This window comes from Streptomyces sp. CA-111067, assembly GCF_050956065.1.
Taxonomy (GTDB): Bacteria; Actinomycetota; Actinomycetes; order Streptomycetales; family Streptomycetaceae; genus Actinacidiphila.
In genome coordinates, this window is sequence record NZ_CP192103.1 from 710077 (window position 1) to 724554 (window position 14478).

Genomic DNA, 14478 nt, shown 5'->3' on the forward strand with positions numbered 1-14478 from the left:
GGCCCCTTGTGTGACAGGAACGCAACAGTCCGGACCCCGGCACTTGCCCTGAGCAGCGAAAAGGCTAGCCTTACCCCAGATTGCGGCCGTCTGGCCGCCGGGGTTTTTGGCCCAGGGGGGCTTCTCATGCGCAGGAAAAGCGCGATAGCCGCCGTCTTCTCGCTCGGGGCGGCGTCGCTGATCGGAATCACCACGGGGGGCCCGGCGGGTGCGACCACCCCGCCGGTCGCCATGACGGCGGACGACCTGCCCACCTGGCAGACCAACGGCGTGGTGTGGGCACTGGCCCAGGCCGACGGCGTGGTCTACGCGGGCGGCACCTTCTCCGCGGTACGGCCGCCGGGGGCCGCGGCCGGCACCGGTGACCAGCCGGCCCTGAACTTCCAGGCGTTCAACGCCGCGACCGGCGCGCCGACCTCGTGCAAGCTGTCGTTCACCGTCGGCAGCGGCACCGCCACGGTGCGGGCGCTCGCGGTCTCGCCCGACAAGTCCACGCTGTACGCGGGCGGCACCTTCGGCGCGGTCAACGGCGTGCCGTCGAGCAACCTGGCGGCGATCAACCTCGCCGACTGCACGGTGAAGACCACCTTCAAGGTGTCGGTGTCGTCCCAGGTGCGGACCATCGTGCCGACCGCCGACACGGTGTACTTCGGCGGGAACTTCAGCTCCGTGGCGGGCGTGGTCAGGCAGCACTTCGCCGCGGTGTCCACCACCGGCGCGCTCAAGCCCTGGACGGCCAACGCCGACAAGGCGGGCAAGGCCATGGTGCTCAGCCCGGACGGCACGAAGATGGTGCTCGGCGGCGACTTCGTCACCCTCAACGGGGCCAACTCGCACGCGCTGGCGGTGGTCAACGCCACCACCGGCGCGAACGTGAAGACCTACCCCGGCTTCATATCGCCGACCTCCACCGTGCAGGCCCTCGCCTCGGACGGCACCTCGTTCTTCACCGGCAACGAGGGCACCGGCGGCGGGGTCTTCGACGGCCGGATCGCGCTGAACTTCAGCGACCTCAACCAGCACTGGCGGGACACCTGCCTGGGCGCCACCCAGGCGCTGGACGTGTACAAGGGCGTGCTGTACAGCAGTTCGCACGCGCACGACTGCTCCTCCATGGGCCAGTTCCCGCAGGCGGACGCCCGGCACCACCTGCTCGCCGAGTCGGTGGACACCCCCACGCCGCTGCTCGGCTGGTTCCCCAACACCGACGACGGTCCCGCGGGCACCGAGCAGATCGGCCCGCGCGCGATGACCACCGCGACCAGCGGCAGCACCGACTACATGTGGGTGGGCGGCGAGTTCACCCGGATCGCCAGCAACGGCAACCGGCTCCAACAGGGCCTGGTGCGGTTCGCCAACACCCCCGACACCCGCACCCCCACGGTGCCGCAGCAGGTCACCGCGGCGAAGGTGAGCGGCGGGGTCAAGGTGAGCTGGCAGGCGAGCACCGACCTGGACGACGGCACGCTGACCTACAAGGTCTACCGCGACGGCATCCAGGTGGGCTCGTTCACCGGTGTCTCCCGGTTCTGGAGCCTGCCGGTGTTCTCCTTCACCGACACCCACACCGAGCCCGGGACCACGTACTCCTACCAGGTCACCGCCGTTGACGCGGCCGGCAACACCAGCGCCAAGTCGGCCGCGGCGAGCGTCACCACGGCCGGCACCCCGACCTCCGCCACCCTGACCGCGCCGGCCACCGCCGACTCCTACGTCAACGCCGCCGCGGCCTCGTCGAACTACGGCAGCGACCAGCAGCTGGCGGTACGCGGCAGCTCCGCCTACAACGCCTACCTGCGGTTCGCGCTGCCGGCCGCGCCCAGCGGGATGGTGCTCAAGAGCGCCCAACTCACCGTACGGAGCAGCTCGGACGTCAACGCGGCCTCCACCGACCCGCTCAGCGTGCAGCCGGTCACCGGCGCCTGGACGGAGACCGGGGTGACCTGGGCGAACAAGCCGGCGCTCGGCCCGGCGATCGGCACCCTGCCGGCGCCGTCCGCGCAGCAGACCGACTACTCGGCGCCGCTCACCGCCTCGGCGCTGGCCGGCCATCTGGGCGCCGACTACGACCTGGCGCTGACCTCGACGGGTACGGACTCGGCGTGGTTCTGGTCGAAGGACGCACCGGGCACCTCGGGGCATCCGCAGCTCACGCTCGTCTTCGGCCAGCCGTGAGGGCGGTCAGGCCCGCGGGGGCGGTCGGGGCCGTGAGCGCGGTCAGGGCCGTGAGGGCGGTCGGGGCCGTGAGGGCGGTCAGGTTCAGGCTCGGCGCGGCCGCCGTCATCGTGGCGGCGACCGCGGCGGCGCTGTCCGGGTGCGGCAGCGGCGGCGGCCACACCGACGCGCGGGGGACGACCCGGCCGCCGTCGGCCACCGCCTCCTCGTCCTCGTCCTCGGCCGGCACCATGGAGCCGCCGGCCGCCTCGGCGCCGGGCATCGGACCTGACGGCACCACCGAGTCGACCGGTCCGGCCGGCCCGCAGAAGACCCTGCCGAAGGCCCAACTCACCCCGGCGACCGGCACGTTCACCGATTCCCAGCGCGACTACCTGGTCGGCAGGGTGCCCACCGGGATGGACCCGTCGGCGGTGCTGCAGACCGGCCAGGAGTCCTGCGACCGGATCGCGACCACCGCGGGCGTCGATCCGGGCGCGGCCCGGGAGGCGATCAAGTCCGGCCAGATCGCGGACGCCAAGGGCGCGATCACCTATCTGTGCCCGAAGTACAAGAACCTGCTCGACTGAACCGCGGTACGCCACCGGCGACTTGCCGGTACCGGTGCCTCACGCCGGTACCGGCCCGCCGGCCGCACCGCCGCCCGCCGGCTGTGAAACGCCTCGTGTAACGTCCCCGCCCCGTCTGGTCCCATACGGCCCGGAGCCTTGGCAGGCTAAGCTGCCGCCATGAAACGACGGGCTGTAACGGGTGGCTAGGCCGCAGAGCGGCAGCCGGGCCACGGTCCGGGCGATCGCCGCGGAGGCCGGCGTGTCCATCGCCACCGTGTCGCGGGTGATGAACGGGCGGGTCAACGTCGCGCCCGACACCCAGGAACTGGTGCGCCGCGCCGTGGCCCGGCTGGGCGCGCCGGCCCCGGCCAGACGCGGGGCGGCCGGCGGCGCGATCTACGTGCGCTGCCCCTACGTGCTGACCGACTACTTCGGGGTGATCGTCTCCTCGGTCGCCGAGACGCTCGACCTGCACGGCAGGCGGCTGGTGCTCAGCGCCGGCGACGCGGCCCGGCAGGCGCAGGTGCTGGCCGGGCTGCCCTCCGATCCGGGGATCGCCGGCGCGGTGCTCATCGTGCCGCCGGAGCCGGAACGGGAGCTGGAGAGCCTGCGGGCCAGGGACTTCCCGTTCGTGGTGGTCGATCCGCGCACCCCGCTCCCCCGCGACATCGCCTCGGTGTCGGCGGCCAACCTCACCGCGGCCCGCAGCGTCAGCGCCCATCTGGTGCAGCTCGGCCACCGCAGGATCGGGGTGATCGGCGGTCCCGGCGACTGGCTCGCCAGCCAGTCCCGGCTGGCCGGCCACACCTCGGCGCTGGCCGACGCGGGCGTGCTGCCGGCCCCCGAACTGCTGCGCAGCATCGAGCCGACGGCCGACTGGGGCTACGACGCGGCCTGCGAGCTGCTCAGCCTGCCGCAGCCGCCGACCGCCCTGGTCGCGTTCAACGACAAGGCGGCGGTCGGCGCGCTGCGGGCCGCCTACGAGCGGGGGCTTCGGGTCCCGGAGGACCTGTCGATCACCGGCTTCGACGACATCGACCTCAGCCGCAGCACGGTCCCGCGGCTGACCACGGTCCGCCAGCCGCTGGAGGAGATGGGGCGGATGGCGGTCTCGCTGCTGATGCGGCTGCTGGACCGGCACACGGTGGACACCCTGCACATCGAGCTGGCCACCCAGCTGGTGCTGCGCGGCTCGACGGGTCCGCCGCCGGCCGCCGGTTAGCACCGCCGGCGGCCGGGGGGCGGATCAGCCCGCGTCGTCCTGGCCGGTCAGCTTCCTGACCACCCGCGCCGGGTTGCCGACGGCGAGCACGCCCGCGGGCAGGTCCCTGGTGACGACGGCGCCGGCGCCCACGACGGTGTCCTCGCCGATCGTCACGCCGGGGCAGACGACGACCCCGCCGCCGAGCCACACGTTGTCGCCGATGGTGATCGGCAGCCCCTTCTCCCAGCCCGCCCGGCGCCGCTCGGCGTCCAGTTCGTGGGTGGGCGTGAGGAGTTGGACGTTGGGGCCGATCTGCACGTCGGCGCCCACCGTGATCGGGGCCGCGTCCAGGAAGACCGCGCCGAAGTTGATGAACGTACGGGCGCCGATGCTGATGTAGGTGCCGTAGTCGCAGCGGAACGGGGCCCGGATGCCGACCCCCTCACCGACCGAGCCGAGCAGGTCCTCCAGCAGCTCGCGCCGCTCCGGGTCGTCCAGCTCGGCGGTGTTGTACGCGTGGCAGAGCTCGGCGCGGCGGCGGGTGTCGGCGCCCAGCTCCTCGTCGTCGGCGATGTACCACTCGCCGGCCAGCATCCGGTCCTTGTTCTCGCCCATCGCCCGGCGCTACCGGGCGTCGCCGACGGTGAGCTGGACGTGCTGCGGGTAGAAGGCGACGTGCCCGGCGATCCCGGCGACGGCGTCGTACGGCTTCTCGTACGTCCACACGGCGTCGGCGATCTCGCCGTCGGGGGTGCTGAGCGAGTAGTACGAGGCGTCCCCCTTGTACGGGCAGTAGGTCTGCGAGTCGGTGGGCCGCAGCGCGGTGCCGGCGACGTCGGCCAGCGGGATGTACTGCACGGCCGGGTAGTCGGCCTCGCGCAGCGTCAGCGCGCTGGTGGTGTCGGCGATCACCTCGCCGGCGGCACGGACGACCACTCGGGCCGGGTTCGGCTCGACGGTGATCGGGTGGTCGGGGCCCGGCGTCTTGACGGGGCGTTCCATGGCGTCTCCAGGCGAGTAGACCGGTCTGTCCAATGAACGTCTCGACCGTAGGCAGGCCGGTCGGTCCGCGTCAAGCAGGTCCGGCGCCGGGCCCGCGCCGGGCCGCCGGCGGGCTGCCGCCGGCCCGGCGACCCGGCGGCCGGGTGTCACTCCCGGTCCCCGAAGCCGGCCAGCCGGCGCTGGACGTGCAGCAGGTACTCCTTGCGGTCCAGCGGGTTGTGGTCGGTCCGCGGCCGGTCGGGGACCGGGCCGCGCACCGGCCGGTAGTGGTCGAAGGCGCTCTCCAGGACGCCTTCACCGCTGGTGAGGGTCGGCAGCTGCAGCTCCAGGGCGTGCACCTGGGCGGCCGGGATGTCGCCCTCCAGCAGATACGAGGCGCCGAGCGCGGTCTGCGTGTGCGGCACCGCGCCCAGCCGGGACAGCGCCGGCAGCACCGTGCCGACCGCCGCCACCGGCAGGTCCAGCCGGAAGCGGTGCATCGGCTCGTGCACCCGGGTGCCGGCCCGCCGCAGCGCGTCCATCAGCACCAGCGGGGTCAGCGCGCGGAAGTCCCCCGACGTGCTGGACATGCTCTTGTCGAAGGTGCCGTGCGCGTGGCTCTGCCGCGGCCAGTAGCCGGAGTGCGTCATGGTGACCACGCAGTCGGTCACCTGCCAGCCGTGCAGCCCCTGCCCGAGCGCCTCGCGGACGGTCTCCTCCACCGCCCGGAAGAACGAGTACGGCATCGAGCCCAGCTCCACGCCGAGCGCGAACTCCACCCCGCTGCCGGCGGCGGCCGGCGCCACCCGCAGTCCGACGGTGGCCAGGAACGGGTTGGCCTCCTTGGCGATGATCTCGAAGGCCGCGCCGGTGCCGGCCGGCCGCTCGACGTGCAGGGTGGTCGTCTCGCGGAAGCCGACCTCGACCCCGAACTCCTCGGCCAGCGTGGCCTGGATGACCTCCTTCTGCACCTCGCCATAGAGCGACACCGCGATCTCCTGGCGCAGTTCGTCCCTGCGCAGGTTGATCAGCGGGTCCTGCTCGGCGAGCTGGGTCAGCGCGCTGTGCAGCGCGCCGCGGTCGGCCGGCCGGGCCGCGCTGACCACCGTCTCCAGGGTCGGCGGCGAGAAGTGCTGCTGCACGGAGGGGGCTTGGCCGGGCTCGCCGACGGTGTCGCCGATCCGGACGTCGCCGAGGCCCCAGAGCCGGGCGATCCTGCCCGCCGGTGCCTGGTCGCCGACCAGTGCCGAGCCCTGGTCGAAGACGCTGACCGCGGTGACCCGGTCCTCCGCGACCAGCACACCGGCGCGGTGCACCGGCAGCCGGTCCCGGGTGCGTACCGTGCCGGAGACGATCCGGGCGTAGGCGATCTTCTCCCCCGCCGCGCCGCGCTCGATCTTGAAGACGGTGCCGGACGCGGGCGCCGCCGGGTCGCCCTGCGCGGCCGGCAGCAACTCCCTGATCCCGGACAGCAGTTCGCCCACCCCGGCGCCGCTGATCGCGGACCCGGTGAACACCGGGTGCACCGTCGCCCGGCCGGTCTGCCGCGCCAGTTCGGCGCGCAGCCGGCCGTGGCCGACCGCGGCCTCGTCGGTCACGTAGGCGGCGAGCAGCGAGTCGTCGTGGCCGGCCAGCAGGTCGACCAGCTGGTCGCGGAAGTCCGGGTCGGCGGCGGTGCGCGGGACGGTGTAAGCCTGCCGGGTGCCGCAGTCGCCGGACGCGGTCATCTGGACCACGTCCGGGGTGAGCTTGGCGGCGATCTCGCGCAGGGTGCGGTCCGGGTCGGCGCCGGCCCGGTCGATCTTGTTCACGAACAGCAGGGTGGGGATGCCCAGCCTGCGCAGCGTCCGCATCAGCACCCGGGTCTGCGCCTGGACGCCCTCCACCGCGGAGACGACGAGCACGGCGCCGTCGAGCACGCCGAGCACCCGCTCCACCTCGGCGATGAAGTCCGGGTGGCCGGGGGTGTCGATCAGGTTGACGGTGATGTCGTCGACGGCGAAGGACACCACGGCGGACTTGATGGTGATGCCGCGGCGGCGTTCCAACGCCAGGGTGTCGGTGCTGGTACTGCCGTCGTCGACGCTGCCGACGCGGTCGATGACTCCGGCGGCGAACAGCAGCCGCTCGGTCAGGCTGGTCTTACCGGCGTCGACATGGGCCAGGATCCCGAGATTCAGCGTGTGCACGAAGCGTCATGTCCTCAAGATAGGGAGTGGTGATTCCTGTCGAGACGGGCACGAACGCTCGGCGCATGGTCGGATCTCCTCGGGTCGCGGTCAGGTGGGTGTTGCTCAGGCAGTCCGGCGCCTGGGCACGGCTGCCGCTTGGGACTACACCAGAGCCGCGGCCCGGCGGCAACGTGATTTCGGCGCCGGCCACCGTGATCCGCTGTGGCAGCCACCGCCGAACGGTGTTTCCGCCGGGCGGTCCGCCCGGCGCAGGATGGACGCGTTCCCAGACGACGCCGCGGCGGAGAAGACGCTGGCCGACGTCACCGACGAGGACTTCGACCACCAGCGGCCAGACCGTGCGGGCCAACGGGGCGATGTTCTAGCCGGTCAGGCCGGGTTCTGGCACGTCCAGCCGGTGAGCGCGCGGACCTCGGCGGCCACCCGGGCCATCAGCGCCTCCGGCGCCCGGGCGGTCCAGCACAGCGCGAGCCGCGAGGGGGCCGCGTCCGTGACGTGCGCCCAACTGACCAGCGACATCGGGAAGTAGCGCCTGAGCGGCTCGGGCGCCAGCCACACTCCCCGGCCGCGCGCCACCGGCGTCAGCCGGTCCTCGATCCGCGGGGCCTTCGGGCCGCGGAGCGCGGGCCGGCCGTCCGGCCGGGGCTCGGCCAGCCAGTGCCGGGTGACGTCCTCGCTGACCCGCACCTCGGGGACGATGACCGGCTCGTCGGCGAGATCGGCGAGGGTGACCTCGGTCCGTCCGGCGAGCCGGTGGCCGCCGGGCAGCGCCATCATCCGGCGGTCGGTGCGCACTTCGGCGTACCGCAGCCGCTCGTCGCCGGTGGGCACCCAGAGGAAGGCGGCGTCGGCGCCGCCGCTCCACAGCAGTTCCAGCTCCTCGGGCAGCGTGGAGACGGTGACGAGGTCCATCGCGAGTCCGGGCACGGCCGATTCGACGGCCTCGGCCGCCGTCACGGCGAACTCGTAGGTGGCGTGCGGCTTGCACACCAGCCACAGCCGGCCGGCCAGGCCGCCCGCCACCGCCTTGACCTGACCGGTCAGCGTGTCAAGGCCGTCGAGCAGATCCTTGCCGCAGGTCGAGGTCGGCCATGACGGGCAGCCTACGGTGGGGAGTTGGCGGAGGGAGCGGTTCCGCCGCCGACGTTGCGCCGCCGGAGTTCCGCCGTCTCAGGGCCGTGGGGACGGGGGCGTGCGGCCGGGCCGCGGCCGGCCGGTCAGTCCCGGCCGACCTTGCGGTTCGCCCGCAGCCACTCCTTGTTCATCGCGGTGATCGAGGTGAGCGGGATGCCCTTGGGGCAGGCGGTGGCGCACTCGCCCGCCAGCGTGCAGCCGCCGAAGCCCTCCGCGTCCATCTGCGCGACCATGTCGAGCACCCGGGTCTCGCGCTCGGGTCCGCCCTGCGGCAGCACCCCGAGGTGGTTGACCTTCGCCGAGGTGAAGAGCATCGCGGAGCCGTTGGGGCAGGCCGCCACGCAGGCGCCGCAGCCGATGCACTCGGCGTGCTCGAAGGCGCTGTCCGCGGCGGACTTGGGCACGGGGGTGGCGTGCGCCTCGGGCGCGGCGCCGGTGGGCACGCTGACGTAGCCGCCGGACTGGATGATCCGGTCGAAGGCGGAGCGGTCCACCACCAGGTCGCGGACGACGGGGAAGGCCGCGGCCCGCCAGGGCTCCACGTCGATGGTGTCGCCGTCCCGGAACGCCCGCAGGTGCAGCTGGCAGGCGGTGGTGCGCTCCGGGCCGTGCGCCTGGCCGTTGATCACCAGGCTGCACGCGCCGCAGATGCCCTCCCGGCAGTCGTGGTCGAAGGCGACCGGCTCGCCGCCTTCGAGCGTCAGCCGCTCGTTGAGGGTGTCGAGCATCTCCAGGAACGACATGTCCGGTGAGAGGCCGTCCACTTCGTAGGTCGTCATGCCGCCGGCCGCCTCGGGGTCGTGCTGGCGCCAGACGCGCAGGGTGAGCCTCATGCGTAGCTCCGCTGGGTGGGGTGTACGTGTTCGAAGACCAGGTCTTCCTTGTGCAGGACGGGTGCGGTGCCGGTGCCGGTGAACTCCCAGCCGGCCGCGTACGAGAACTCCTCGTCGCGGCGGGCCGCCTCGCCGTCCGGGGTCTGCGACTCCTCGCGGAAGTGGCCGCCGCATGACTCGGCGCGGTGCAGCGCGTCCAGGCACATCAGCTCGGCGAGTTCGAGGTAGTCCACGACGCGGTTGGCCCGCTCCAGCGACTGGTTGAACTCTCCCTCGGTGCCCGGCACCTTGATCCGGCGCCAGAACTCCTCGCGGATCTGCGGGATCCGCTCCAGCGCCTTGCGCAGGCCGTGCTCGGTCCTGGCCATCCCGCAGAACTCCCACATGAGTTCGCCGATCTCGCGGTGGAAGGAGTCGGCGGTGCGGTCGCCGTCCACGCCGACCAGCCGGCGCAGCCGGTCCCGGGTCTCCGCCAGCACCCCGGCGACCACCGGGTGCGTGTCGCCGATCTCCTGCTGCCCGGGGTTGCGGGCCAGGTAGTCGTTGATGGTGGCGGGCAGCACGAAGTAGCCGTCGGCCAGGCCCTGCATGAGGGCGGAGGCGCCGAGCCGGTTGGCGCCGTGGTCGGAGAAGTTGGCCTCGCCGATCGCGAACAGGCCGGGCACCGTGGTCTGGAGGTCGTAGTCCACCCACAGGCCGCCCATGGTGTAGTGCACGGCCGGGTAGATCCGCATCGGCACCTCGTACGGGTCCTCTGCGGTGATCCGCTGGTACATCTCGAAGAGGTTGCCGTACTTCTCGGCCACCGCCTTGCGGCCCATCCGGCCGATGGCGTCGGCGAAGTCCAGGTAGACGCCCTGGCCGCCGGGTCCGACGCCGCGGCCCTCGTCGCACACGTTCTTGGCGGCCCGGGAGGCGATGTCCCGGGGCACCAGGTTGCCGAACGAGGGGTAGATCCGCTCCAGGTAGTAGTCCCGCTCGGCCTCCGGGATGTCGGCGGGCCTGCGGGTGTCGCCCTTGGCGCCGGGCACCCAGATCCGGCCGTCGTTGCGCAGCGACTCGCTCATCAGCGTCAGCTTGGACTGGTGGTCGCCGGTGCGCGGGATGCAGGTCGGGTGGATCTGGGTGAAGCACGGGTTGGCGAAGTACGCGCCGCGGCGGTGCGCCCGCCAGATCGCGGTGGCGTTGGAGTTCATGGCGTTGGTCGACAGGTAGAAGACGTTCCCGTAGCCGCCGCTGGCCAGCACCACCGCGTCCGCGAAGTACGTGCCGAGCTCGCCGGTGACCAGGTCGCGGGTCACGATGCCGCGGGCCCTGCCGTCGATCACGATCAGGTCAAGCATCTCGGTGCGCGGGTGCATCTCGACGTTGCCCGCGGCGATCTGCCGGGACAGCGCCTGGTAGGCGCCGAGCAGCAGCTGCTGGCCGGTCTGGCCGCGGGCGTAGAAGGTGCGGGAGACCTGGACGCCGCCGAACGAGCGGGTGTCGAGCAGCCCGCCGTACTCGCGGGCGAACGGCACCCCCTGGGCCACGCACTGGTCGATGATCTCCACCGAGATCTGCGCCAGCCGGCGGACGTTGGACTCCCTGGCCCTGAAGTCGCCGCCCTTGACGGTGTCGTAGAACAGCCGGTGCACCGAGTCGCCGTCGTTGCGGTAGTTCTTGGCGGCGTTGATGCCGCCCTGCGCGGCGATGGAGTGGGCCCGGCGGGGCGAGTCCTGGTAGCAGAACTGCTCCACGTGGTAGCCCTGTTCGGCCAGCGTGGCGCCGGCCGAGCCGCCGGCCAGCCCGGTGCCGACCACGATCACCGTGTGCTTGCGGCGGTTGGCGGGGTTGACCAGCTTGGCGGTGAACCTGCGGGTGTCCCAGCGCTCGGCGATCGGCCCCTCGGGCGCGGCGGTGTCGGCGAGCGGCGTGCCGGTGGCGTAATGCGGGTATTCGGTCATGTCAGCTCACTCGGCTCACTCGGGCCCGCGCGGGCGCGGTCAACTTACGATTCCGGTCATGACGCCGACGGGCACCGCGATGAAGCCGGCCGTCAGCACCAGGGCGAGGCCGTCGGCGGTGGCCTTCAGCACCCGGTCGCGGGTGGCGCTGCCCGCGCCGAGGGTCTGCGCGGCGCTCCAGAAGCCGTGCCTGATGTGCAGCCCGAGGGCGAGCATGGCGACGATGTAGATCACGTCGCCGTACCAGGTGTGGAAGGTCGCCACGACGTTCTGGTACGGGTGCCCGGGCTGCGCGTTGCGGTTCACCGTCAGGGTGGTGAGATCCAGCAGGTGCCAGACGAGGAACAGCAGCAGGATCACCCCGCCCCAGCGCATGGTGCGGGTCGCGTAGCTGCTGCGGGCCCGCTTGTGCACGTAGCCGACCGGCCGGGCCCGCAGGTCGCGGCGGCTGAGCTGGTACGCGCAGACCCCGTGCAGCAGCACCGCGGCGACCAGCACCACCCGGATGATCCACAGCGCCCACTCGTAGTGCAGGAACGGCTCGCCGAGGGTGCGCAGCCAGTGCGCGTAGCCGTTGAAGGTGCCGGGGCCGAAGAAGATCTTGAGGTTGCCGAACATGTGCACGACCAGGTAGCCGAGCATGATCAGGCCGCTCACCGCCATGATCGTCTTCTTGCCGACGGTGGAGTCCCAGACCGTCCTCGGGATCGACGGCCGGCGGTCCGGTCGCGTTGCCAATGCCATGGTCATGACGCTACGACCGCGGATGACCAGTGGTCCAAGACATGATCCGGCTGGTCTCCATAGGCAACGGCTATCGAGGGCGCTTATCGTGGCGGCATGCAGTTCCAGCAGCTCGCGTATTTCGTGGCCGTCGCCGACGCCCGGCACTTCACCCGGGCCGCCGAGGCGGTGCACGTCTCGCAGCCGTCGCTGTCGCAGCAGATCGGGGCGCTGGAGAAGGAGCTCGGTGCCGCGCTGTTCAGCCGGGCGCGCGGCAACATCACGCTGACCGACGCGGGCGAGGCGCTGCTGCCGCTGGCCCGGCGGATCCTCGCCGACGCCGACACCGCGCGGCACGAGGTGCTCGAACTGGCGCAGTTGCGCCGCGGCCGGGTCAGGCTCGGCGCGACCCCGAGCCTGTGCACCGGTCTGCTGCCCGAGGTGCTGCGCGCCTTCCACGACCTGCACCCGGGGGTGCGGCTGCTGATCGAGGAGGGCGGTTCGCACGACCTGGTACGGGAGTTGGCCCGCGGCGCGCTCGACCTGGCGCTGGTCGTGCTGCCGCTGCCGACCCCGTCACCGGCGCTGACCACGGTGGAGCTGTTCCAGGAGGACCTGGTGGTGGTCTCCTCGGCCCGGTCGCCGGCGCCGCGCTCCCCGGTGCGGATCGCCGACCTGGCCGGGCGGCCGATGGTGATGTTCCGGCACGGCTACGACCTGCGCGACCTGACGCTCGCGGCCTGCCGGGCGGCGGGCTTCGAGCCGGAGTTCACCGTGGAGGGCGGCGAGATGGACGCGGTGCTCGGCTTCGTCCGGGCCGGGCTGGGGATCGGGGTGGTCCCGCAGATGGTCGCCTCCAGCGCGGGCCACGAACTGCGGGTGACCCCGCTGGCCCGCCCCGGGCTGCGCCGCACGATCGCCCTCGCCCACCGCAGCGACGTGGCGCCGCCGCGTGCGGCCCGGGTGCTCCAGGAGGTCCTGCTGTCCCGCCACCCGGGCCGGCCCTGAGGCGCGGCCGGATACGGCGGACGCCCCGCCACGGACGGGCGCCGGCCCGTCACACGCACCCGGTTGGAACCGCCGGCCGGGCCGGCAGGCCCCGTCAGGGCGCCGGCTCCGGTTCCGCCACCGGGACCTGGTCCTGCGTGCCGGCCGCCGCCGGGAGCGGCGCCGACGGGCGCATCATCGGCAGCAGCGCCACCGCCAGCACGAGCGCCAGCGCCGCGAAGCACGCGGCGGCGAAGAACGCGTGGTGGAAGCCGCTCGCCCGGGCCGCCCGCAGGGCGCCCGCCGAGGTGCCGGACTTCGTCAGGTCGGCGATCCGGGTGAAGGCGATCGTCGAGACGACCGCCACCCCGAGCGCGCCGCCGGCCTCCTGGCTGGTGTTGATCAGGCCGGCCGCGACCCCCGACTCGCGCTCCCCCACCCCGAACGCCGCCGCGATCTGCAACGGTACGAAGGTCATCCCGAGCCCCACCCCGACCAGCAGGAACGGCGGCAGCACCCGGCCCGCGTACCCGGCGTCGGCCGGCAGCCGGGCCAGCAGCAGCAGTCCTGCCAGGCTCAGCAGCAGCCCGGCGACGAGGACGGGCTTGGCGGGCAGTCTGGTGATCATGCCGGAGGCGACGCCCGCGCCGACGATGGTCGCCGTCGCCAGCGGGATGTAGGCGAGCCCGGTCTTGAGCGCGTCGTAGCCGAGCACCTGCTGCATGAACAGGCTGGCGAAGAAGAACAGCGTCACCAGCGCGCCGAACGTCAGCACGGTGGTGGCGTTCGCGGTCCGCAGCGCCGGCAGCCGGAAGACCCGCAGCGGCAGCAGCGGCGAGTGCGCCCGCGCCTCGATGACCAGGAACGCGGCCAGCAGCACCGCCGCCCCGGCCAGCCCGCCGACCGTCCTCGCGGCGCCCCAGCCGGCGCCGACGGCCTCGTTGAGCGTGTAGATGAGCAGCAGCAGACCGGCGGTGAGGGCGACCGCTCCCCCGGCGTCGAACCGCTCGGCGCGGCCGGCGCCGCGGGTCTCGGGGAGCACGGCGGGCGCGGCCAGGACGCCGAAGACGGCGATCGGCACGTTGATCAGGAACACCCAGCGCCAGCCTGGACCCTGGGTGAGCAGGCCGCCGCAGAGCACGCCGAGCACCGAGGCGACCCCGGCCAGCGCGCCCCAGATGCCCAGCGCCTTGTTCCGCGCGGAGCCCTCGGTGAAGGTGGTGGTCAGGGTGCTCAGCGCGGCTGGCGCGGTGAGCGCGGCGCCGAGGCCCTGCACCCCGCGGGCGGTGATCAGCAGTCCGGCGTCCTGCGACAGTCCGGCCGCGAGCGAGGCCGCGCCGAACAGCGCGAGGCCGGTCCGCAGCAGCCGGCGCCGGCCGAGGGTGTCGGCCAGCCGCCCGCCGAGCAGCAGGAAGCCGCCGAGCACGGTGCCGTAGGCGGTCACGACGAACTGGAGGTCGCCGTCGGCCATGTCCAGGCTGTGCTGGATCGACGGCAGGGCGACGTTCACGATCGTCACATCGAGATAGACCATCGACTGCACGAGGCAGAGGAAGGCCAGGATCAGGCCCGGCCGGGCGGCGGCGGCCGGGGCGGGGGTGGGCGCGGGATCGGCGAGGGCCATGGGCTGCTTCGCTTCCGTCGTGGATTTCCGGCACCGGGGAGGGCTGTTGGCCCGCCCTCCGGTGGCTGACGCCGCGAAGCTAACATCCTGCGTATAGTAGGTACCTATAGGATAGTGACTACCCGGAG

Annotated in this window: 12 protein-coding genes; 4 read left to right on the forward strand and 8 right to left on the reverse strand. The window is 73.0% G+C overall.

Annotated elements, in window-relative coordinates:
- Positions 1–126: 126 nt before the first annotated feature.
- The 3 genes from ACQPW6_RS03120 (at position 127) to ACQPW6_RS03130 (ending at position 3948) form a co-directional block, all read left to right on the forward strand.
- Entirely contained in the window at positions 127–2175 is a 2049-nt protein-coding gene (locus tag ACQPW6_RS03120) for a CBM96 family carbohydrate-binding protein (RefSeq protein WP_433887963.1), read from the forward strand.
- 68 nt (positions 2176–2243) lie between these two features.
- Positions 2244–2744: a hypothetical protein gene (locus ACQPW6_RS03125; protein ID WP_433887964.1), complete on the forward strand. Its 501-nt coding sequence runs from the start codon at positions 2244–2246 to the stop codon at positions 2742–2744.
- Between the two features lie 181 nt (positions 2745–2925).
- Positions 2926–3948 (forward strand): LacI family DNA-binding transcriptional regulator, encoded by a 1023-nt coding sequence (locus tag ACQPW6_RS03130; RefSeq protein WP_433887965.1) that lies wholly within the window; start codon positions 2926–2928, stop codon positions 3946–3948.
- Between the two features lie 24 nt (positions 3949–3972).
- Here ACQPW6_RS03130 and ACQPW6_RS03135 read toward each other — a convergent pair whose 3' ends face one another.
- From ACQPW6_RS03135 to ACQPW6_RS03165, 7 genes are all read right to left on the reverse strand, one after another.
- Entirely contained in the window at positions 3973–4545 is a 573-nt protein-coding gene (locus tag ACQPW6_RS03135) for a sugar O-acetyltransferase (protein ID WP_433887966.1), read from the reverse strand.
- Between the two features lie 9 nt (positions 4546–4554).
- Complete coding sequence (locus ACQPW6_RS03140) at positions 4555–4932, reverse strand: DUF427 domain-containing protein (protein WP_433887967.1); 378 nt, start codon at positions 4930–4932, stop codon at positions 4555–4557.
- Between the two features lie 146 nt (positions 4933–5078).
- Complete coding sequence (locus tag ACQPW6_RS03145) at positions 5079–7100, reverse strand: GTP-binding protein (RefSeq protein WP_433887968.1); 2022 nt, start codon at positions 7098–7100, stop codon at positions 5079–5081.
- Positions 7101–7472: 372 nt separating this feature from the next.
- The gene (locus ACQPW6_RS03150) at positions 7473–8126 is read right to left on the reverse strand and encodes a LysR substrate-binding domain-containing protein (RefSeq protein ID WP_433887969.1); all 654 of its coding nucleotides are present in this window, start codon (positions 8124–8126) and stop codon (positions 7473–7475) included.
- Positions 8127–8320: 194 nt separating this feature from the next.
- Positions 8321–9070, reverse strand: a complete 750-nt coding sequence (locus ACQPW6_RS03155) for a succinate dehydrogenase/fumarate reductase iron-sulfur subunit (RefSeq protein ID WP_433887970.1) — start codon at positions 9068–9070, stop codon at positions 8321–8323.
- Complete coding sequence (locus tag ACQPW6_RS03160) at positions 9067–11016, reverse strand: fumarate reductase/succinate dehydrogenase flavoprotein subunit (protein WP_433887971.1); 1950 nt, start codon at positions 11014–11016, stop codon at positions 9067–9069. Before ACQPW6_RS03160 ends, ACQPW6_RS03155 begins: the two co-directional genes overlap by 4 nt.
- Positions 11017–11055: 39 nt before the next feature.
- A complete protein-coding gene (locus ACQPW6_RS03165) occupies positions 11056–11760 on the reverse strand; it encodes a succinate dehydrogenase cytochrome b subunit (protein ID WP_433887972.1) in 705 nt (234 codons plus the stop codon).
- 96 nt (positions 11761–11856) lie between these two features.
- Between ACQPW6_RS03165 and ACQPW6_RS03170 the strand changes: the two genes are divergently transcribed.
- Positions 11857–12747, forward strand: coding sequence for a LysR family transcriptional regulator (locus ACQPW6_RS03170; RefSeq protein ID WP_433887973.1), 891 nt, complete (start codon positions 11857–11859; stop codon positions 12745–12747).
- A 94-nt stretch (positions 12748–12841) separates the two neighbouring features.
- Here ACQPW6_RS03170 and ACQPW6_RS03175 read toward each other — a convergent pair whose 3' ends face one another.
- The gene (locus tag ACQPW6_RS03175) at positions 12842–14350 is read right to left on the reverse strand and encodes an MFS transporter (protein ID WP_433887974.1); all 1509 of its coding nucleotides are present in this window, start codon (positions 14348–14350) and stop codon (positions 12842–12844) included.
- Between the last annotated feature and the right edge of the window lie 128 nt (positions 14351–14478).